The organism is Pseudoclavibacter helvolus, assembly GCF_014191305.1.
GTDB lineage: Bacteria > Actinomycetota > Actinomycetes > Actinomycetales > Microbacteriaceae > Pseudoclavibacter > Pseudoclavibacter helvolus.
On the sequence record NZ_JACHWJ010000001.1, the window covers coordinates 130,118 to 150,633 of the forward strand.

At 66.8% G+C, this 20,516-nt stretch carries 17 protein-coding genes; 14 read left to right on the forward strand and 3 right to left on the reverse strand.

Annotated elements, in window-relative coordinates; all coding sequences use genetic code 11:
• The first annotated feature begins 144 nt into the window (after window positions 1-144).
• Genes mvk through FHX72_RS00585 form a run of 7 tightly spaced genes read left to right on the forward strand, consistent with a single transcriptional unit; the run spans window position 145 to window position 7,357 of the window.
• Window positions 145-1,092, forward strand: a complete 948-nt coding sequence (gene mvk / locus FHX72_RS00555; protein ID WP_167349095.1) for a mevalonate kinase — start codon at window positions 145-147, stop codon at window positions 1,090-1,092.
• Window positions 1,089-2,078: a diphosphomevalonate decarboxylase gene (mvaD, locus tag FHX72_RS00560; protein ID WP_282856185.1), complete on the forward strand. Its 990-nt coding sequence runs from the start codon at window positions 1,089-1,091 to the stop codon at window positions 2,076-2,078. Before mvk ends, mvaD begins: the two co-directional genes overlap by 4 nt.
• Entirely contained in the window at window positions 2,075-3,163 is a 1,089-nt protein-coding gene (locus FHX72_RS00565; RefSeq protein WP_068493084.1) for a phosphomevalonate kinase, read from the forward strand. The genes mvaD and FHX72_RS00565 overlap by 4 nt, the downstream gene beginning before the upstream one ends.
• On the forward strand, window positions 3,156-4,241 hold the full coding sequence (gene fni, locus FHX72_RS00570) for a type 2 isopentenyl-diphosphate Delta-isomerase (RefSeq protein WP_068493086.1): 1,086 nt from the start codon (window positions 3,156-3,158) through the stop codon (window positions 4,239-4,241). Before FHX72_RS00565 ends, fni begins: the two co-directional genes overlap by 8 nt.
• Window positions 4,238-5,284, forward strand: coding sequence for a hydroxymethylglutaryl-CoA reductase (locus tag FHX72_RS00575; protein ID WP_183622420.1), 1,047 nt, complete (start codon window positions 4,238-4,240; stop codon window positions 5,282-5,284). The genes fni and FHX72_RS00575 overlap by 4 nt, the downstream gene beginning before the upstream one ends.
• A gap of 26 nt (window positions 5,285-5,310) precedes the next feature.
• Complete coding sequence (locus tag FHX72_RS00580) at window positions 5,311-6,483, forward strand: hydroxymethylglutaryl-CoA synthase (RefSeq protein WP_068481236.1); 1,173 nt, start codon at window positions 5,311-5,313, stop codon at window positions 6,481-6,483.
• 31 nt (window positions 6,484-6,514) lie between these two features.
• Window positions 6,515-7,357, forward strand: a complete 843-nt coding sequence (locus FHX72_RS00585) for a universal stress protein (RefSeq protein WP_183622422.1) — start codon at window positions 6,515-6,517, stop codon at window positions 7,355-7,357.
• A gap of 116 nt (window positions 7,358-7,473) precedes the next feature.
• Here FHX72_RS00585 and FHX72_RS00590 read toward each other — a convergent pair whose 3' ends face one another.
• Window positions 7,474-7,818, reverse strand: coding sequence for a histone-like nucleoid-structuring protein Lsr2 (locus FHX72_RS00590; protein WP_183622424.1), 345 nt, complete (start codon window positions 7,816-7,818; stop codon window positions 7,474-7,476).
• A gap of 250 nt (window positions 7,819-8,068) precedes the next feature.
• Between FHX72_RS00590 and FHX72_RS00595 the strand changes: the two genes are divergently transcribed.
• Window positions 8,069-8,998, forward strand: a complete 930-nt coding sequence (locus FHX72_RS00595) for an AEC family transporter (protein ID WP_183622426.1) — start codon at window positions 8,069-8,071, stop codon at window positions 8,996-8,998.
• A gap of 53 nt (window positions 8,999-9,051) precedes the next feature.
• A complete protein-coding gene (locus FHX72_RS00600; RefSeq protein ID WP_068481226.1) occupies window positions 9,052-9,558 on the forward strand; it encodes an HtaA domain-containing protein in 507 nt (168 codons plus the stop codon).
• An 8-nt stretch (window positions 9,559-9,566) separates the two neighbouring features.
• On the opposite strand, the gene FHX72_RS00605 is transcribed toward FHX72_RS00600, so the two are convergent.
• Window positions 9,567-10,715 carry an App1 family protein gene (locus FHX72_RS00605; protein WP_235812744.1) on the reverse strand — a complete coding sequence of 383 codons (1,149 nt, stop codon included), beginning with the start codon at window positions 10,713-10,715 and terminating at the stop codon, window positions 9,567-9,569.
• Between the two features lie 4 nt (window positions 10,716-10,719).
• The gene (locus FHX72_RS00610; protein ID WP_183622428.1) at window positions 10,720-11,460 is read right to left on the reverse strand and encodes a DedA family protein; all 741 of its coding nucleotides are present in this window, start codon (window positions 11,458-11,460) and stop codon (window positions 10,720-10,722) included.
• 249 nt (window positions 11,461-11,709) lie between these two features.
• Between FHX72_RS00610 and FHX72_RS00615 the strand changes: the two genes are divergently transcribed.
• The 5 genes from FHX72_RS00615 to leuS all read left to right on the forward strand — a co-directional run bounded on the left by FHX72_RS00615 (window position 11,710) and on the right by leuS (window position 20,212).
• A complete protein-coding gene (locus FHX72_RS00615) occupies window positions 11,710-13,137 on the forward strand; it encodes a cytochrome ubiquinol oxidase subunit I (RefSeq protein ID WP_068481219.1) in 1,428 nt (475 codons plus the stop codon).
• Window positions 13,137-14,165, forward strand: a complete 1,029-nt coding sequence (cydB, locus tag FHX72_RS00620) for a cytochrome d ubiquinol oxidase subunit II (protein ID WP_068481216.1) — start codon at window positions 13,137-13,139, stop codon at window positions 14,163-14,165. The genes FHX72_RS00615 and cydB overlap by 1 nt, the downstream gene beginning before the upstream one ends.
• Before the next feature lie 3 nt (window positions 14,166-14,168).
• Window positions 14,169-15,839: a thiol reductant ABC exporter subunit CydD gene (gene cydD, locus FHX72_RS00625; protein WP_068481213.1), complete on the forward strand. Its 1,671-nt coding sequence runs from the start codon at window positions 14,169-14,171 to the stop codon at window positions 15,837-15,839.
• Window positions 15,836-17,515 (forward strand): thiol reductant ABC exporter subunit CydC, encoded by a 1,680-nt coding sequence (gene cydC / locus FHX72_RS00630; RefSeq protein WP_183622430.1) that lies wholly within the window; start codon window positions 15,836-15,838, stop codon window positions 17,513-17,515. The genes cydD and cydC overlap by 4 nt, the downstream gene beginning before the upstream one ends.
• 147 nt (window positions 17,516-17,662) lie before the next feature.
• Window positions 17,663-20,212, forward strand: a complete 2,550-nt coding sequence (gene leuS / locus FHX72_RS00635; RefSeq protein WP_183622431.1) for a leucine--tRNA ligase — start codon at window positions 17,663-17,665, stop codon at window positions 20,210-20,212.
• Window positions 20,213-20,516: the final 304 nt, after the last annotated feature.

Genomic DNA, 20,516 nt, shown 5'->3' on the forward strand with positions numbered 1-20,516 from the left:
CGAGGCTTTTCCTCCTCCGGTGTGGGGGAAAGTGCGATCGGCGTCACTGCGCCGTACACTTGACGCCGACCTACTGCGAGGTGAGTGACCCTGGTGCCATCGAGTTTCGACGTGACGTCGCTTGCTTCTCTCGATACTTCCGCGTTGCCGAGAATCGGACGAGCTGTCGGGCGCGGGAGCGCGCACGCGAAGCTCATCCTCTTCGGCGAGCACGTGGTCGTCTACGGGAAGCCCGCCGTCGCGCTACCGCTTCGCGCTATGCGCATGCGTGCGACTGCCTGGCGCGAGGGCACTGAGCCCCGCTTCGAGTCAGACCACTACACGGGGCCACTCGCTGCTGCTCCGGAGATCGTCGAGGCGCCGCGGAAGGCGATCGAGGAGACGCTCCGGGCCATCGGGGGAGATCTCGAAGGCCTGACGGTCGCGGTCCGCGGGAACATTCCACTTGGTCGCGGCCTCGGGTCGAGCGCCGCGGCCGCGGGCGCCATCGTCGACGCCGTCTCGCGACTCCACAACGTGACGCTCTCCGGTGGGGAGCACTTCGCGCTTGTCCAGCTGGCCGAGCAGGTGGCGCACGGCAAGCCGAGCGGGCTTGACGCGCTCGCCACGACGATCCCGTCGCCCATCCGCTTCCAGAACGCCAGCGCCGTGCCCGTTCCCGTCGCGCTTGACGCTTGCTTCGTGATCGCCGACACGGGCGTGCACGGGTCGACGCGCCAGGCCGTCGATGACGTGCGCACGTCCCTCGAGCGCGACAACGACTCGACGATGGCGACCATTGATGCCCTGGGAGAGCTGTCCGATTCGGCCATCGCCGACCTCGAGACCAACGAGCCACGCTCGCTCGGGGCCCGAATGTCTCAGGCGCACGAGCTGCTCTCGAAGCTCGGTGTGAGCCACCCAGCACTCGACGGACTCGTCGCAGCGGCGACGGGAGCCGGAGCGTTCGGGGCCAAGCTCACGGGCGGAGGCCTCGGCGGATGCATCGTGGCCGTCGTCGAGCGCGGGAACGCATCGGCCGTCGCATCGGCGCTGCAGAGCGCTGGCGCCATCCAGACCTGGAGCGTCACCAGCACTGGCACACCGCTGTGAGCGCGACCGCCGTCGCCTTCCCGAACATCGCGCTCATCAAGTACTGGGGGAAACGCGACGAGGCGCTCATCATCCCGCAAACCTCGAGCCTGTCGCTGACGCTCGCCGTCTACCCGACGACCACGACCGTCACCCTCCTGCCTGATGGTGGTCAGCACGAGATCCTGCAGGACGCAGCTCCCATGCCGCAGGCCGCCGCGGCCAAAGCCTCGCGCTTCCTCGACCACGTCCGGGAACTTGCCGGCAGCGCTCGAGCAGCGCGAGTCGAGACGAGCAACGCCGGACCAACCGGTGCCGGGCTGGCCTCGTCCGCCTCAGGCTTCGCGGCACTCGCCGCCGCAGCCGCAGCCGCCTACGGGCTCGACCTGTCGCCGCGCGACCTCTCCCGCCTCGCCAGGCGTGGCTCCGGTTCCGCGTCCCGCTCCGTCTTCGGCGGCTTCGCCGTGTGGAACGCCGGCACCGACGACCTCAGCTCCTACGCGGAACCCGTGGACGACGCGAAGATCGACGCGGCCATGGTGCTCGGCATCGTCAACGCCGGTGCGAAGCCCATCTCGAGCCGAGACGCCATGCGACGCACCGTCGAGACGTCGCCGTACAACGCGCCGTGGGTGGAGACCAACCCGAGCGAGCTTGCACTCATGCGCGAGGCGCTTCGCAGGGGCGACTTCACCGCGGTGGGCGAGATCTCGGAGCGGAACGCGCTGCGCATGCATGCCGCGATGCTCGGCGCCGTGCCGCCCGTCCGCTATCTCACCGCGGGCAGCATGGCGCTGCTCGACGCCGTGGCCGACCTCAGGCGCAACGGCCTCGAGGCGTACGCGACTATGGATGCGGGTCCGAACGTGAAGACGCTCTGCCGGTCGTCCGAGGCCGTCGAGGTGCGAGACGCGCTCGCTGCCGCTAACCCCGGCATCGAGTTCGTGATCGCCGAGGCTGGTCCGGGCGTTTCCGTCTCCGTTTCCGACTCCGGGAGCCAGCGGTGATCGTTGCCGAGGCGCCAGGCAAGCTGTTTGTCAACGGCGAGTACGCGGTTGTCGAACCCGGCAGGCACGCGGTCGTCGTCGGTGTCTCAAGGCTCCTTCGCGCCGCACTACGCCCCGCCGAGATCGGCTCCGACACCACCGTCACCTCGCGCCACTTCGGCGCGCAGGCCGTGCCCGTGCGGATCGAGGGCGGCTCCGTCTCGATTAACGCGCCTGGCGCTGAGCTTGTCGCCGAGTGCATCCGCGTCGTTGTGGAGCTCGCGCGCGAGCGCGGCGTCGAGCCCCTGCCGTTCTCGCTCGAGATCACGAGCGAGCTCGACGACGTGAGCGGGAGAAAATTCGGGCTCGGTTCGAGCGGCGCCGTCGCGGTGGTCACCGTGAGAGCCGTCGCCGAGCACTTCGGCCTGCTTCTTGACGACGACGCGATCTACCGGCTCGCGAGCCTCGCCACCATCGAGCTGCGACCCGCCGCCTCGTGCGCGGACGTCGCGACGAGCACGCTCGGGGGATGGGTGCACTACGCCTCGCCAGATCGCCTCGCCGTGCGCGAGCTGCGACGCTCGCGAGGCGTCCAGGCGAGCCTCGCCGAGGCGTGGCCGGGGCTCGTCCTCGAGGCGCTTCCCGACCCGAGCTCGATCGTGCTGCACGTCGGCTGGACCTCGGCACCGGCCTCGACCGCCGAGCTCGTCGGTACCCTCCATGCTGGTGACTGGCGGTCGACTGCCGGCTACTCGGCCTTCCTGAGCGAGAGCGACCGCATCACGGCGTCCCTGGTCGCCGCGGTCCGGGCTGACAATGCCGATGGCGCGCTCACCGCCATCCGGGACGCGGAGGCCAACCTCGGAGCGCTCGACCAACTGAGTGGCATCGGGATTCGCACCGAGGCGCTCCAGGCGCTCATCGCGGCGGCCCGAGAAGTCGGCATCCCGGCGAAGACCTCAGGGGCAGGTGGCGGCGACTGCGGTATAGCGCTCGCGCCAGCTCGCAACGAGGCATTGGACGCCGCCTGGCGCGCAGCCGGAATCGAAGTCCTAGATCTGCACGTTGTACCGCACCGTCGAGTTGGAGTTCGCGAACATGGGTAACCGCAAGGACGAGCACGTCGACCTGGCTCTCGCTCAGCGGGCAGGGATCACGCGCAACGACTTCGACGACGTGCGCTTCGTGCATCACGCGCTCGGAGGCGTCGATCGCGCGTCCGTCTCGACGGCCGTGCAGGTGGCGGGCGCGACGTGGCCCGTGGCGTTCTACCTCAACGGCATGACCGGGGGCAGCGAGCGCACCGGCGTCATCAACCGCGACCTCGCGGTCGCCGCTCGTGAGACCGGGATCGCGATGGCCGCGGGCTCGCTCTCGGCCTTCCTCAAGGATGCTTCGACGGCCCCCAGCTTCCGCGTCATCCGCGACGAGAACCCCGGCGGCTTTGTCATGGCCAACGTCAACGCCACGGTCAGCGCTGATGACGCGCAGCGGGCCGTCGACCTGCTCGAGGCGGACGCGCTGCAAATTCACATCAACTCCGTGCAGGAGACGGTCATGCCGGAAGGCGACCGTGACTTCGCCGCGTGGCCAGCGGCCATCGAAGCGATCGTGCAGCGAGTCGGCGTGCCCGTCATCGTCAAGGAAGTTGGCTTCGGGCTCAGCGCGAGCACGCTTGCGCGCCTCGCCGAGCTCGGCGTGCAGTTCGCCGACGTGAGCGGACGCGGCGGCACCGACTTCGCGAAGATCGAGAACTCGAGGCGTCGCCTTGGCGATTACGCGCCGCTTGTCGGGTGGGGTCAGTCGACGCCTGAGGCGCTCATCGAAGCTGATGCAAGCACTGCGGCGCTGCCCGTCTTGCTCGCCTCCGGCGGTGTGCGCACGTCACTCGACGTGCTTCGGGCGCTTGCGCTCGGCGCGCGCGCCGTCGGCATCTCCGGGCACTTCCTCGAAGTGCTCGTCGAGCACGGCGTGGAGGGGCTTGTCGAGCACATCCGCTCCTGGCAGGAGCAACTCGCCGCACTGCAGACCATGCTCGGCGCGACCACGACGGAGGCGCTCACTCAGCAGGAGCTCATCCTGCACGGCGCGCTCCTCGAGTTCTGCGCCTCCCGCGGCATCGACCCAGCCGCCGTCTCGCGATCACGCGGGCGCGGCACCCTCCCATCGAAAGGACAGCGATGAGCACCGAGCTCCTCGACCACGCACCAGTTCCGCTCAAGTGGGTCGGCCCTGTTCGCGTGACCGGAAACGTCATGGAGGGTGAGCAGCTTGTGCCGCTCGCAACCTACGAGCAGCCGCTCTGGCCCTCGGTCGGCCGCGGCGCCAAGATGTCGATGCTCGTCCCTGACGGCATCAAGGCGACGCTCATCGACGAGCGCATGAGCCGCTCCGTGCTCTTCGAGGCCGACGACGCCGGAGTCGCGCTCGAGGCGCTGCACGAGATCCAGGCGCACATGCACCTGCTCCAGGAGGTCGTCGCGACGAGCAGCCGCTTCGCACGCCTCATCGACCTGCACGCCCAGATCGCGGGGAACCTGCTGTTCCTCCGCTTCGAGCTCACAACCGGTGACGCATCCGGCCACAACATGGTGACCCTCGCGTCCGAACGGCTCATGGACTTCATCCTCCGTCGCTGGCCCGAGCTCCGCTACGAGTCCATCTCAGGCAACTTCTGCTCCGATAAGAAGGCGACCGCCGTCAACGGCATTCTGGGCCGCGGCAAGAACGTCGTCACCGAGCTCGTGCTCCCGCGACGCACCGTCGAGCGGTGGCTGCGGTCGACACCCGAGAAGATCGCGCAGCTGAACGTGCGCAAGAACCTCATCGGCACGATGCTCGCGGGAGGCCTGAGGACGGGCAACGCGCACTACGCGAACATGCTCCTCGGGTTCTACCTCGCGACAGGGCAGGATGCGGCGAACATCGTGGAGGGCTCGCAGGGCATCACCCACGCTGAGGTGCGCGACGGCGACCTGTACTTCTCGTGCACGCTCCCCAACCTCATCGTCGGCAGCGTCGGTAACGGCAAGGGCCTCGACTTCATCGAGGCGAACCTCGAGCGGCTCGGCTGCAAGGAAGACCGCGAGCCCGGGGCAAACGCTCGGCGACTGGCCGTACTGTGTGCGGCAACCGTTCTCTGTGGCGAACTCTCCCTCATGGCAGCTCAGACGAACCAGGGCGAGCTCATGGCCTCGCACATCAAGCTGGAACGCGCCGCGAACTGAGCGGCGCGCGGAAACGAGCGAACACTATGACAACACCAATCGGCATCCACGACCTCGCGTTCGCGACGGGATCACGAGTGCTCGACCTCTCGGTGATCGCCGAGCGGCTCGGCACCGAGATCGAGAAGTACACGATCGGCATCGGCCAGGAGCGGATGAGCATCCCCGCCGCCGACGAGGACATCGTCACGATGGGCGCGGCCGCCGCCAAGCAGATCATCGACCGGCACGGCGCTGAGGGCATTCGCACCGTCCTGTTCGCGACGGAGACGGGTATCGACCAGTCGAAGGCCGCTGGGGTCTACGTGCACCAGCTGCTCGAGCTGCCGGCGACCTGCAGGGTCGTCGAACTCAAGCAGGCGTGTTACTCGGCGACCGCGGCGCTCCAGTTCGCGACGGCACTCGTCGCCCGCGATCCCCGGCAGCGCGTGCTGGTCATCGCGAGCGACGTCGCCCGCTACGAGCTCGGCTCGAGCGGGGAACCGACGCAGGGAGCCGGCGCGGTTGCCATGCTGGTCGCGGCAGATCCTGACCTTGTCGTCATCGAGCCTGGCTCCGGGGTCTTCACGAGCGACATCATGGACTTCTGGCGTCCGAACGGCCGCGTCACGGCGCTCGTGGATGGCAAGTACTCAATCCGCGCCTACCTTCAGGCCGTCGAGAACGCCTGGAACGACTACTCGGCACAAGGCGGATTCCCGATCTCCGAATTCAATCGTTTCTGCTATCACCAGCCCTTCACGAAGATGGCGTCGAAAGCGCACCGCCACCTCATCAAGACGGCAGGCGGCGACCTCGACCCCGCAGTCCTCGACGCGCAGATCGCGCCGACGCTGAAGTACAACAGAGTCATAGGAAATACGTACACCGCGTCGATCTACCTCGCGCTCCTCAGCCTCCTCGACAGCGACGAAGAGCTCGACGAAACGAAGATCGGCTTCCTGAGCTACGGTTCTGGAAGTGTGGCCGAGTTCTTCGCCGGCACCGTTCAGCCGGGATATCGCAAGCATTTGCGCTCGGAGGAGAATCGATCCGTCCTCGCCGCGCGAGTTCCCATCGATGCCAGCGAATATCTCACCTGGCATGAGCGGCGCGACCCTACCGAGCTCGGCGATTTCGCCCTGCCGAATGAGACGCCAGGGCCTTTCCGTTTGGCTGGCTTCACCGATCTCAAGAGGGACTACGCCGTCACGCAGTAATTCCACTGGTTCACGGGGCTAGCATTCGGGTATGAGCGAGAACATCACCGTCGGAGTCGCCGGAAACCTTCCTGGAATCGTCGCAACGCGGTGGGCGGCAGCCCGTGCGTCGCGGGGTCAGAAGCGCCTGCGACTCGTGCATATCGTCGATCCGAGAATCGCTGGGGCGGGTAATCCCGACCTGCTCATCGAAGCGGAGAGCGCCGCGGCACGCATCCTCGAGGAGGCGACGGAGGCCGCGCTTGCGGTCGACCCCGCCCTCGACGTGGAGACCGTCGTCCTGACGGGGGCGATCATCGAGACGCTCGCGGAACTCTCGAAGTCTTCAGGGCTCCTCGTCGTCGGCAGCAACAGGGGAGACGCCCCCGGGCGGGCCAGCGGAACCCACAGCGTGCGCGTGGCGGCCGCAAGCGAGTCGCCTGTTGCAGTGATCCCCGACGTCGATCTTGCCGCACGACGCGGTGTCGTGGTTGGGGTCGACGGCTCGGACCTCTCCGAGCACGCACTCGCAGTGGCCGCAGAAGAGGCGAGCCGCCTTGGGGAGCCTCTCATTCCGGTGCACGCCTGGCACGCTCCGAATGTGTACGGCGGGGGCGTCATCGTCACCGGGGACTTCTTCGACGAGCTGCGTCTAGCAGCCGAGGAGACGCTCTCGCTGGCGCTCGCCGGCCTCAGGGGACGCTACCCGGATCTCGAGATCACGCCGGTTGTTGTCGAGGGAATCCCAGATATGGCGATCCTCGATGCTGCGCACTCGGCTTCGCTCGTCGTCGTCGGCAGCAGGGGTCGAGGAGCCTTCGTGCGTCTCTTGCTCGGTTCAGTGAGCCACGGTGTCCTCGCACACCTCGAGACGCCGACCATCGTCGCGAAGTAGTCCGAGTACAGCGAACCTCCGGAACACAGATAGAGGGCCGGACGGCATTTGCCGTCTGGCCCTCTTCTCTGCGTGCGGTCTCCAGGGTGAACCCGTGAGACTTTTCGAACCCGTGTTTAGGAGTTCGCGGCCTCGTAGTCTTCGATGATCGAACCGGGGATGCGTCCGCGGTCTGAGATCTTGTGACCTTCTGCACGAGCCCAGGCGCGAATAGCGGCGAGGTCACGCTTGGGGCGGTTGGCGGCGGTGCCCGTCGACTTGGTCTTGCGGGCCTTGGCTACCGTGCGAGCCGCCGAGACGTAGTCGGTGAGCGCATCGCGCAGCTTCTTGGCGTTCTCGTCTGAGAGGTCGATTTCGTAGTCGGTTCCGTCCAGGGCGAATTGAACGGTCTCGCCTTCACCCTCGGCGAGTGAAGTCGAGTCGATGTCGTCGACGAGCTGATAGATGACTTTCCTGGCCATGAGGTCCCCTTCGTTAATTGCAGAGCGAATACATGTTAGATGATTCTCCGGTGATTTGAATCCAAGTTCGTTCAGGGGAGCGAGTTCAGGCCCGGAATAACCCTCAGGCTAGGTGCCGACACGATGGACTAGAGCAGGCCCGAATGGATTTCGGTTGGCGCTCGAGAAGCGTTCCAATTGGTTGGATGGTTGGCGAAGGGCTTTGCAGGCGGAAGTCGGCGTCGATGGGCAGGATACGATCACGACAGCTATGAATGTGCTCCAGGGATTCGCGGTCATCGCCGTCATCGTTACGGTGGGAGTGTTCCTGGCACGCAGCGGCGTGCTCGGCCAGGCGGGGCAGACCGGGCTGTCGAAGCTGGCATTCAACGTTGCAACCCCCGCGTTGCTCTTCACGCTCATGGCCGACGCGCACCTTGAAGTGCTCTATTCGAGTCAGTTCGTCGTGACCGCGATTGCAATGACCGCCGTTGCGCTCATCTATGGCGCGGTCGGTGCGCTCCGCAAATGGGGTCTCGCGACCACGACCTCCGGGGCGATGGCGGCGAGCTACGTCAACGCGGGCAACCTCGGCATCCCGATCGCCGTCTACGTGCTCGGAGACGCGACGTTGGTCGCGCCCGTCATGCTCGGACAGCAGCTCATCATGGGGCCGATCTTCATGACGCTGCTCGACATCGCGTCCAGAGACGCGGACGCGCCCAGGCTCCGGTGGTGGCAGATCGTGCTGCGGCCGTTCAAGAACCCCATCGTCATTGGCGCGCTCGGCGGTATCGCTGTGAGCGCGCTCGGCATCACGATCCCACCGTTCCTCCTCGACCCACTCGAGCTGCTCGGCGGCATGAGCGTCCCTGCGATGCTCCTCGCGTTCGGCATGTCGCTGTGGGGCAACGCGATCCCTTTCCGCGAACCGGACCGGGCGCCTGCGATCGTCGCGACCGTCCTCAAGGTGTTCGTGCATCCGGCCCTCGCGTGGCTCATCGGCGCCTGGCTTTTCGGGCTCGATGGTGCCGCCCTGCTCATCGTCGTCGTGACGGCGGCGCTCCCATCAGCGCAGAACGTCTTTACCTACGCGAGCAACTACGGGGTCGGGATGCGCGTCGCGCGGGAGACGATCCTGGCCACCACGTTCCTGTCGGTGCCCGTCATCTTCGTCGTATCCGTGCTCCTTTCGAAGTAACGCGGGGCGATTGCCGCTGGCGCTTCGAATTCGAGGCGGGCTAACTTTGAGACATGGAGCTCTGGCGCGGGGAACTGCGATGGCCGATCAAGTCGTCCTTCGTCGAGTACGTTCGTCGCTCTGGCGGCGATGTGCACATGCAGGGCGGCGCATTTGTCGACGACGAGGAGTTCGGCTACCCGCGCGGTGTCGCAGACTCAGCGTGGCTTGCAGGAGACGCGCCTGTGGGGAGCGCGAGCTTCGTCGGCGCCGTCCGGTTGACGGGCCACGGTGGCATGCTCGACGTGACGTTCCGCAATCCGCAGCTCGTCTTCGACGGCGAAGACGCGCGGCTTGTTGTGCAAGGCCTGGACGGCGCACCCATCGACTTCGCGAGCTGCGAGATCGGCACGCCGCTCGTGCGTGACGACGTCGCCGAGTGGCTGGGGGTGCGCGTGATTCTCACTCCGGCCGGGTCTCAGGTCTTCAACGGCATGTACCGCCCGTACTCGGAGATGGACTCGTTGAACTTCACGCTTGCCCTCGGTCGAGCGCAGTCGCCGCGCGAAGAGCGCGCCTAGCCAGGGGGCTAGCGGGTCTCGTCCGGGGCCCTGTCGGGCGCCTGGGTGAGGTCGGGGAGGATCCCGCCCTCGGTAAGTTGTTTTGCGAGTCCCGCGCCGTCAGGAGCGTAGACCCACGGCACTGGCGCGTTCTTGCGCCAGTGAGCACTCGCGGCACGCCCGCCGGCGAGTACAGCCTCGCTCGTCGACAACTGCCTGATGGCGATGGCGAGCACCCGGTCAGGATGGCGGCTCGTGAACTCGCCGTAGATCTGCTCGTCGTGCTGGCCGTCGTCGCCGACCAGGATCCACTTGATGTCGGGGAATTCGCGCGCGAGGCGGTCGAGGTTCGAGACCTTGTGCTCGAGCCCTGACCTGAAGATGCGCTCGGGCGTTGGTCCCCAGTCGGTGAGAAGCAGCGGTCCTGCCGGGTAGAGATTGCGTCCGAGGAAACGCGCGAGCGTCGGAGCCACGTTCCATGGCCCTGTCGAAAGGTAGACGACCGGCGTCTCGCTGCGCCCGAAGGAGGTCAGGATGCGCTCTGACAGCACGTTCATGCCTGGCGTCGGCGTGCGGGCATGCACGTCGAGCACGAAGGTGTTCCAAGCCGCGAGCATGGGGCGGGGGAGTGCCGTCACCATGACCGTGTCGTCGATGTCGGAGAGGAGGCCGACGCGCTGGTCATCGGCGACGATGAAGACAGGGGCCTCGCTGGTCTGCCGATCGAAGCTCTCGAACGTGATCGTGTTCCACCCAGGCGCGAGGTTCGCCGGCAGGTTGATATCCACGATGCCGCCTCGGTCGGCCTTGACTGGGTGCCTGACGCCGTCGATGATGACCGTCGCTGGCACGTTGCCCGCAGAGACCCGCGCGAAACTGCGCCACCCGCGCACGACGGACTCGCGCCGCTTGCGGCGCAGGAGTCGGGAGAGGCTGAATCTCCGTCGGTTGCCTGGGGGCGCCATGTGGACCCGCGCGAGCGCGCGAACCCACGTCGTGGTCCCGTATCCCGTGTACGGCTCAAGGACCGTGAGATAGCCGCGCTTTCGGACCAGCTTGACGCGCACGAGGCGGACGCGGTCCTCGATTCGGAAGGCGTTCGCAATCACGGCTCGCACAGGCCTGAGCCCAAGGAGCCAGCGTTCGAGCGGAGACTGGGCGTCGGAGGTCGGCGTCACCCGCTCATCCTCGCACGCCGGCGGTCTCGGCGTCTGTGCTGTCGGCGCCTCGGCTGGCCGAGTCGCTCTGGTCTGCGCCTGTCCGCTCGGCCTGGGCGCTGGCGGTTGCCTCGTCGAGGTCGCGGTTCATGACCTTCCCGATCGAGCGCTTCACGAGCCACATGATGAAGAGGAAGGCCACGATGATGCCGACGAAGAGATAGCCCGCCCAGTGCAGCGACGAAGAGAGCTCGCGGAAGCCCGCAGAGGCCCCTGCCGCGGCGCTGACGTAGGCCGTGGACCAGATGACGCACGCGGGAATGGTCCACGCGAGGAAGCGCCGGTATGGCATGCCGGCCATGCCAGCCGTGAGCGGCACGAGCGAGTGGAGCACCGGCAGGAAGCGTGAGATGAGGACGGCCGGGCCGCCACGGCGCTGGATGAGGAGTTCGGCGCGTTGCCAGCGCTCGTCGCCGAGCCATCGGCCGACGCGGGAGGCGTGGATGCGAGGGCCGAACGTGTGACCGAGCCAGAAGCCGAAGGATTCCCCGAGGAGGGCTCCGATGATCGATGCGGCGATCGTCAGTACCCAGGGGAGGGGCGCGTCGATGCCGGTGCTGAGGGCCAGGAGGACGGTCTCGCCAGGCACGATGAGCCCGATGAGCACGCTCGTCTCGAGCAGGATTGCGACGCCGACCAGCACGATCCGCCAGACGGGTGGCACGGATTCGATGTACTGGAGCGCAGTCTCGATCAGCTCGTTCATGCTCTGTTCCCCGCATCCATGACCGAGACTCTATGGCCCGAACTTTGGTGTCCCTGGGGATTCTGCTCCGTTATCATTTCGTTACACGCACTACATTATGTAGAAAAGCCTGGTCTGAGTACGAAACTCTGCTAACTAAGGGTGGCCTATTCGACACGATGTAGTAGTCGCAGCGGCGTAGCATTGGGCTCAGGAATCGCGCTGCGATTCCGGGGCCTCGCGCCCACCCCAGACGCATCAGGAGGCCTCGTGGACGCCCTGCTGGATCCACTCATTCTTGCGCGATGGCAGTTCGGTGTCACGACCGTCTACCACTTCCTCTTCGTGCCCGTCACGCTCGGGCTCGTTCTCGCCATCGCGATCTGGCAGACCGCCTGGGTGCGCACTGGCAAGGTGACGTACCTTCGCCTGACGAAGCTGTTCGGCAAGATGTTCCTCATCAACTTCGCCATGGGCGTCGTCACGGGCATCGTGCAGGAGTTCCAGTTCGGCATGAACTGGTCCGACTACTCGCGGTTCGTCGGTGACGTCTTCGGGGCTCCGCTCGCGTTCGAGGGGCTCGTCGCGTTCTTCCTGGAAGCGACCTTCATCGGCCTCTGGATCTTCGGCTGGGACAAGCTGCCACCGAAGCTGCACCTCGCCACCATCTGGCTGACGATGATCGGCACCTGGACTTCCGCCTACTTCATCCTCGCCGCCAACGCGTTCATGCAGAACCCGGTCGGCTACGAGATGAACGAGGCCAACGGAAGGGCCGAGCTCGTCGACTTCGGTGCGGTCCTCACCAACCCGGTAGCAATGGCGGCCCTCCCGCACACGATCTTCGCGTCTCTCATGGTCGGGGCGGCCATCATCATCGCGACCGCGGCCTGGCACCTCAAGCGTGACCAGAACCACGACGTCATGCAGCCCGCCCTGAAATTCGGCCTCTGGTTCATGCTGGTCGGCGGCGTCGGCACGATGCTCAGCGGTGACCAGCTCGGCCTCGCGATGGTCGAGGCGCAGCCCATGAAGATGGCTGCCGCAGAAGCCCTCTACACGACCGCCACAGGCGCGAACGCATCCTTCTCGATCTTCACGTGGGGAACGCCGGACGGCTCCTCAGAACTCTTCTCCATCCGCATCCCGTACCTCCTGTCGTTCCTGTCGACGCACACCTTCGACGGTACGGTCGAGGGCATCAACGACCTGCAGGCGCAGTACACCGCGCTCTACGGGCCCGGCGACTACGCACCGGTCATCTGGGTCACCTACTGGGCCTTCCGCTGGATGATGGGCTTCGGCATGGCCTCCATCGCCGTCGCGGTTGCCGGTCTCTGGGTCACGCGCAAGAAGGCCAAGAACCCGCCGAAGAAGTGGATGTGGAACGTCACGATCCTCACGGTGCTGTTCCCCACGCTCGGCATCACGGTGGGCTGGATCTTCACCGAGATGGGCCGCCAGCCCTGGCTCGTCTTCGGTCTGCTCAAGACCGAGGCGGGGGTGTCGCCGAACGTGAGCGGGCTCAGCGTGCTGATCTCCCTCGTCGCCTTCACGCTTGTCTACGCGATCCTCGCGGTTGTCGAGGTCAAGCTGCTCCTGAAGGCAGCGCAGGAGGACCCACCAAGTTTCGATTCCAACGCAGATGGCACCGTCGACGACGTTGCCGACGTCAAGGTGAAAGCGAGCGTCTACTGATGGATCTGCCCGTCCTCTGGTTCTGGATCGTCGCCTTCTTCTTCGTCGGGTACTTCGTGCTTGATGGCTTCGACTTCGGCGTCGGCATCGCCCTTCCCTTCATCGGCAAGGACGACACCGACCGTCGCGTGCTCATCAACACGATCGGTCCGATCTGGGACCTCAACGAAACCTGGGTCATCGTCGCAGGGGCCGCGCTCTTCGCGTCCTTCCCCGAGTGGTACGCCACGATCTTCTCCGGCTTCTACCTGCCCTTGCTGCTCATCCTGCTGGCGCTCATCGTTCGAGGGGTTTCGTTCGAGTACCGCCACCAGGGCAAGGGCGTCGAATGGACCAGGTGGTTCGACTGGATGATCTTCGTCGGGTCTGCAGTCCCGGCTCTCCTGTGGGGTGTCGCGTTCGCCAACATCACGCAGGGCCTCGCGCTCGACGAAAACTTCAACTACATCGGCTCGTTCTTCGACCTGCTGAACCCGTACGCGCTTCTCGGTGGGCTCACCACGCTCACGCTGTTCTTCTACCATGGGCTGGTGTTCATCACTCGGAAGACCGAAGGTGACATTCGCGACCGTGCACGATCCCTGGCGCTCAAGGTCGGCGTGGTGGTCGCGGTGCTCGCCATCGCGTTCCTCGGCTGGACGGTTGCCGCCCACTTCTCGGTCGCGGGGCTCATCCTCGCGCTGCTCGCGGTCCTCGCGTTTGTCGGCTCCTATGCGACCACTCTGCTGCGACGCGACGGCATCGCCTTCGCGCTCGGTGCCATCACGGTTGCCGCGGCTGTGCTGACGCTCTTCGCGTCGCTCTTCCCGAACCTGCTGCCGAACACGCTCGACCCGTCGAACCCCCTAACGATCACGAACGGCTCATCGAGCGACTACACGCTCGGCATCATGAGCTGGGCGGCGCTCATCATCGTCCCGTTTGTGCTCGCCTACCAGGCGTGGACCTTCTGGGTCTTCCGCAAGCGCATCAGCCGGAAGACGATCATCGGTGACGCACACGAGGAGCCAGCGGCCGTCGCCGCCTAACACGTGAAACCTCTCGACCCCCGACTCCTCAGCCACGCCGCGTCGGCACGAAGCTTCTTCGTGCTCGGCGCGGCGCTCGGCGCGGTGCAGACAGCGTCCATCATCGGCTTCGCCTGGCTGGTCACGCACCTCATCGTGTCGGCCATCGCCGGCGAACGCGTTGAAGACCTGCTCCCGTGGTTCGGCGCGCTGCTCGCGGTGATCGCGGTGCGCAGCGCTGCGACCTGGGGTATGGAGGCCATCTCGGCGCGAGCCGCTGCCAAGGTCAAGAGCGAACTCCGCTCGAAGCTGCTCGCCTCGGTCGCGAAGCTCGGCCCCGCCTGGCTCGCGGGCACGTCGAGTGCGCGGCTGACGACGCTCGCTGGGCCTGGGCTCGGTGCGCTCGACACCTACTTCGCGAAGTACCTGCCGCAGCTCATCCTGACGGCGATCGCGACACCCGTGCTCATCGTCGTCATGGCGATGTGGGACCTCCCGTCGGCCATCACGGTCATCATCACCTTGCCCCTCATCCCGATCTTCATGATCCTCATCGGCTGGGCGACTGAAAAGGTGCAGCAGCGGCAGTGGACTGCACTGTCGACGCTCGCCACGGGGTTCCTGGAAGTTGTCGAGGGCCTCTCGACGCTGAAGATCTTCGGCAGAGCGCAGCGGCAGCCCGCGCGCATCCGCCGCGTCACCGACGACTACAGGGTCGCGACCATGAAGGTCCTACGGCTCTCGTTCATGTCCGGGTTCGCGCTCGAGTTGCTCGCGAGCCTGTCCGTCGCCCTCATCGCGGTCACCATCGGCATCCAGCTCATCAACCGCGACATGACGCTCGAGGTCGGGCTGTTCGTGCTGCTGCTCGCTCCCGAGGTCTACCTGCCGTTGCGGCAAGTCGGCGCGCAGTTCCACGCGGCCGCGGATGGCGTAGCGGCCTCGGAAGATGTGTTCTCGGTCATCGAAGCGGCTGAGGAGGCGCCGCGGGATCCACAGGTGCTCGCGACCGGCCGCTCGACCGAAGCACCCGAGCGCGCAGGCGGAACCGATGGAGGCCTCGAATTACGTCACGTGACGGTCGGATACGAAGGACGGCCGGTCCTGCTCGACTACAGCCTCGGCGCCCCCGCCGGCGAAGTGACGGCGATCGTCGGCCCGTCCGGTGCAGGCAAGTCGACCCTGCTGGCGGTCGCGCGCGGCGCCGTCGAGTCCGAGGGATCCGTGACGATCGGCGGTGAGCAGCTGGGCGGTGAGTCCCGAAGGGCGGCCATCGCCTGGATGGGCCAATCCCCGTCGCTGATCGAGGGAACCGTCGCCGAGAACGTGGCGCTCGGACAACCGGATGCGAGCCAAGATGAAGTGCGCGCAGCCCTGACCGCTGCCGGCCTCGAGTCGCTCCACGGCGAGCGGATGCTCGGTGTCGCGGGCGCTGGGCTGTCCGGCGGGCAGTCCCAGCGCGTGGCCCTCGCGCGCACGCTCCTGCGCGCGCGGCGACTGGATTGCCCAGTCGTGCTCTTCGACGAGCCGAGTTCAGCACTCGACGCCGAGACCGAGCGGCGAATCGCGGACGCCTTCCGGAGCCTCGCCGACGAAGGCCGCGTTGTCCTCGTCGTCAGCCACAGGCGCGCGCTCGTCGCGTCCGCCGACTCCGTGCACACGATCGAGCGGCTCGAGGCGGTGGCACGCGCATGACCCGAATCCAGGAACGACCATCCGCCGATGAGCGCCGCATCCTCCGTCTCGCGATGCCCTCCGCCAGACGCCTGTGGCCGTCGATCGCCATCGGGCTGCTCAGCGCCATCTGCGCGGTAGCCCTCTTGGCGACGAGTGCCTATCTGCTCACGCGGGCATCGGAGATCATCCACATCCTGCTGCTTGGCATCGCCATCGTCGGGGTCCGCGCGTTTGCTATCGGGCGGGCCGTCTTCCGCTACGTCGAGCGACTCCTCGGGCACGACGCCTCATTCCGGCAGCTCGCGGAGTTGCGAGTCGGCGTCCTCGAACGACTCATCCCGCTCGCCCCTGCCGGGCTCGCCACGCATCGCCGCGGCGACCTCCTGACCAGGCTCGTGAGCGACGTCGACGAGCTGCAGTTCCTGCCGCTGCGCGTCGCGCAACCGCTCATCATCGCTGGGCTCACATCCGCGCTCTCCGTCATCGGCATCTGGCTCGTGAGCGCACCGGCTGCGATCGTGCTCGCCATCTGCCTTGTGATTGCCGGCATCGTCGCCACGACGACCAACCTCGCGATCTCGGGGCGCGCCGATCGCGAGGCGGCCCCTCTGCGCGCGGCCCTCAACGACCGCATCTACGAGACCGTCTCCAACTTCGAGACGCTCGAAGCCTACGGAGCGCTCGGCGCGAAGCTGGCCGAGGTCGATGCCGCCGATGCGAGGCTGCGCGACGCACTCGTCGCCAGGGCCAGGGGGAGCGGAGCCGTCGCGGGACTCGTGATGCTCTTCTCTGGGCTCGCGACCGCCGGTGCGCTCGCCGTGGGCATCAACCCGACGGTCGACGGCAGCCTGCTTGCGCCCATGCTCACGCTCATCGCGCTGGTGCCGATGGCGCTGTTCGAGATCTTCGCCCAGGTGCCCCAGGCGGTAGCGGCATGGCGCCAGGTTCGGGCCAGTGCGGCCCGCGTCGCCGACGTCGCCCCCGGAGAAGCGCCGAGCAGCCTGCCAGACGCCCAGCCCTTGCCCGCACAGCGCGCCGACGTGAGTCGGCCCGTAACGCTGACCCTCGACAACGTCTCCGCCTCCTGGCCGGGCGCGGTCGAACCTGCGATCCGGGGCATCTCCCTCGAGCTGGCACCCGGCGACCGACTGCTTGTCGAAGGAGAATCGGGCGCGGGTAAGACGACGCTCGCGAACGTGCTCGTGCGGTTCCTCGACTACGAAGGGTCCTACCGGCTCAACGGTGTCGAGGCGAAGGACTTTGCGCCGGCACAGGTGCGCGCAGCCGTCGGACTCATCGAGCAGCGGCCCCATATCTTCGACGAGAGCATCAGACAGAATCTGCTCTTCGCGAAGCCAGACGCCGAAGACGGTGAACTCGAAGCGGTGCTCGGCCGCGTCGGGCTTGGGTCGTGGCTCGACGAGCGAGGTGGACTCGAGGCCAGAGTGGGCGAACACGGCTCCCTCGTCTCTGGCGGACAGGCACAGCGCATCGCCCTCGCGAGGGGCCTCCTCGCGGGCTTCCCTGTGCTGGTGCTCGACGAACCAACGGCCAATGTCGACCCTGGGCTCGCCGACCAACTGGTCGCGGAGCTGCTTGATGCATCCGGTGCCGAACGATCGGTCGTGATCATCTCGCACACCCCCGTCGACCCGGCGCTCGTCACACGCGCGCTTCGCCTCGGCGGCGAGTAGTCTTGGGCGTTGGTGTGGAACGCGAAGAGCCCCGTGCTTCGCGAAGATGCCCGTCGAATGCGGCGGGTCCGCCCTCCGTGCAGCAAGGCGACGCGGTGAGACCTATCCACCGCCGAGCAACCTGCAAGAAATTGGAAGAGGAAATCTGTGACCGAAGCGACAGGCGCTGAGCCCCAGGAATACGACTTCAAGGCTCTCGAAGCGAAGTGGTCGGCTGAGTGGGACCAGCTTCAGCCTTTCGCGACGAACCTCGAGGGTGACGACCGCCCCCGCAAGTACGTCCTCGACATGTTCCCGTACCCGTCCGGCGACCTGCACATGGGCCATGCCGAGCAGTACGCGCTCGGCGACGCCGTCGCACGCTACTGGCGCCACCAGGGCTTCAACGTCCTGCACCCCATCGGCTGGGACTCCTTCGGCCTGCCCGCCGAGAACGCCGCCATCAAGAACGGTGGTGACCCCAAGGACTGGACGTACGAGAACATCGCGCAGCAGCGCGCGTCCATGAAGCGCTACGCGGCGTCCTTCGACTGGGACCGCGTCATCCACACCTCCGACCCTGAGTACTACCGCTGGAACCAGTGGCTGTTCCTGCAGATGTACGAGCGGGGCCTCGCGTACCGAAAGTACTCCGACGTCAACTGGTGCCCGAACGACCAGACGGTGCTCGCCAACGAGCAGGTCATCGACGGCCACTGCGAGCGCTGCGACGCGATCGTCGTGAAGAAGAAGCTCAACCAGTGGTACTTCAAGATCACCGACTACGCCGACCGTCTCATCGACGACCTCAACCAGCTCGAGGGGCACTGGCCGCAGAAGGTCATCACGATGCAGCGCAACTGGATCGGGCGCTCGCTCGGTGCAGACGTCGACTTCGTCGTCGAAGGCCGCGATGCTCCCGTCACGGTCTTCACGACGCGGCCAGACACGCTCTACGGCGCGACCTTCATGGTCGTCGCTCCAGACTCCGACCTGGCGTCCGAGCTGGCCGAGGGCGCCAGCGACGAGGTGCGCGAACGCTTCGCGACGTACCTCGCGGACACTCGCGCCCTCGACTCCATCGACCGCCAGTCGAGCGACCGTCCGAAGACGGGCGTTGACCTCGGCCGCTTCGCCATCAACCCGCTGAGCGGCGAGCGACTGCCGATCTGGGCAGCCGACTACGTGCTGGCCGACTACGGCACCGGCGCGATCATGGCCGTGCCCGCCCACGACCAGCGCGACCTCGACTTCGCGCGCGCCTTTGACCTGCCGGTCAAGGTGGTCGTCGACGTCACCCAGGCCGTCACCGGCGTCATCCCGATCATCCCCGAAGACGGGTCGATGCCAGAGTTCGAGGACCTGCACCCCGCCAAGACCGGCGTGGCGCTGTCGGGCGACGGGCGTCTCACGAACTCGGGACCACTTGACGGGCTCTCGAAGCGCTCCGGCATCCAGGCCGCCATCGAGCTCCTCGACGAGCGGGGCACGGGTCGCGCCGCGAAGAACTACCGACTGCGCGACTGGCTCATCTCCCGCCAGCGCTACTGGGGTACCCCCATCCCGATCCTCCACGGTGAGGGTGGCAAGGAAGTGCCGGTCCCGCTCGACCAGTTGCCCGTGCGCCTGCCGGAGGCCGAGGGCCTCGACCTGCGCCCGAAGGGTGCGTCGCCGCTCGGTGGTGCCTCCGACTGGGTGAACACGGTCGACCCGGAGACGGGCGAGCCGATGCTGCGCGACACCGACACGATGGACACGTTCGTCGACAGCTCCTGGTACTTCCTGCGCTTCCTGTCGCCCAACAACGAGACGGCGGCGTTTGACGAGAAGACCGCCTCGAGTTGGGCGCCAGTTGACCAGTACGTGGGCGGCGTCGAGCACGCCATCCTGCACCTCCTCTACGCGCGCTTCATCACGAAGGTGCTGTACGACCTCGGCCACGTCGACTTCACGGAGCCGTTCTCGGCGCTGCTCAACCAGGGCATGGTCGTCATGGACGGCAAGAAGATGTCGAAGTCGAAGGGCAACGTCGTCAGCCTCTCGGCGGAGCTCGACCAGTACGGTGTCGACGCCGTTCGTCTGACGATGCTCTTCGCGAGCCCGCCGGAGGACGACGTCGACTGGGCGGACGTGTCCGTGGCCGGTTCCGGCAAGTTCCTGGCACGTGCCTGGCGCATCTCCGGCGAGGTCACGAGCCCAGTGGGCGTCGACTTCGGAGAGGGCGACCGGGGACTGCGCCGCGAGACGCACCGCTTCCTCGCCGACATCCCGCAGCTCGCGAGCGGCTTCAAGTTCAACGTCGTCATCGCGCGCCTCATGGAGCTCACGAACGCGACGCGCAAGGCCATCGACTCTGGCGCAGGTCCAGCCGACCCCGCCGTGCGCGAGGCTGCAGAGGCCATCGCGGTTGTCCTCGACATGTACGCGCCGCACACCGCGGAGGACATGTGGGGGCGACTCGGCCACGAGGGCAGCATCTCGCACGTCAAGTGGCCCACTGCGGCTCGCTCGCTGCTCACACAGGACCAGGTGACGGCGGTCGTGCAGATCAACGGCAAGGTCAGGCACCGCCTCGACGTGCCGCCGACCATCGACGAGGCGTCGCTCGAGCAGCTCGCGATCTCGTCACCGAAGGTTCAGGCCGCACTCGACGGGCGGGAGATCGTCAAGATCATCGTGCGCGCCCCGAAGCTCGTCAACATCGCCGTCAAGGGCTAGCCTCAGCCAGCCGCCCACACGCAGACGCGCCCCGCTCCAAGAGCGGGGCGCGTTTGCATTTGCGTGGGCGTCAGCGTTCGCGTTGGCGCGTGCACCGGCGTCTGCGCCCGCGTCCGTGCGCGTGCGCGTGTGTGCTCGCGTAGGCGCTGCTCGACGTCTTCCTCCTGCCTTCTTCCTCCGTCTGGCTTCTTCTCTCGTTTCGGGATGGCTTTCTCACTTCGGGATGGGTTGCAACCCATCCCGAAGTGAGAAAGCCATCCCGAGACTGACGATCGACGGCTTAAGCGGCATTGTCGGTTGAAGG

Bases quoted from the DNA above. Each gene is read 5' to 3' on its own strand.
- fni (WP_068493086.1), top strand. From the start codon at position 3,156: ATGGGTAACCGCAAGGACGAGCACGTCGACCTGGCTCTCGCTCAGCGG.
- FHX72_RS00575 (WP_183622420.1), top strand. From the start codon at position 4,238: ATGAGCACCGAGCTCCTCGACCACGCACCAGTTCCGCTCAAGTGGGTC.
- FHX72_RS00580 (WP_068481236.1), top strand. From the start codon at position 5,311: ATGACAACACCAATCGGCATCCACGACCTCGCGTTCGCGACGGGATCA.
- FHX72_RS00585 (WP_183622422.1), top strand. From the start codon at position 6,515: ATGAGCGAGAACATCACCGTCGGAGTCGCCGGAAACCTTCCTGGAATC.
- FHX72_RS00590 (WP_183622424.1), bottom strand. From the start codon at position 7,818: ATGGCCAGGAAAGTCATCTATCAGCTCGTCGACGACATCGACTCGACT.
- FHX72_RS00595 (WP_183622426.1), top strand. From the start codon at position 8,069: ATGAATGTGCTCCAGGGATTCGCGGTCATCGCCGTCATCGTTACGGTG.
- FHX72_RS00600 (WP_068481226.1), top strand. From the start codon at position 9,052: ATGGAGCTCTGGCGCGGGGAACTGCGATGGCCGATCAAGTCGTCCTTC.
- FHX72_RS00610 (WP_183622428.1), bottom strand. From the start codon at position 11,460: ATGAACGAGCTGATCGAGACTGCGCTCCAGTACATCGAATCCGTGCCA.
- cydB (WP_068481216.1), top strand. From the start codon at position 13,137: ATGGATCTGCCCGTCCTCTGGTTCTGGATCGTCGCCTTCTTCTTCGTC.
- cydC (WP_183622430.1), top strand. From the start codon at position 15,836: ATGACCCGAATCCAGGAACGACCATCCGCCGATGAGCGCCGCATCCTC.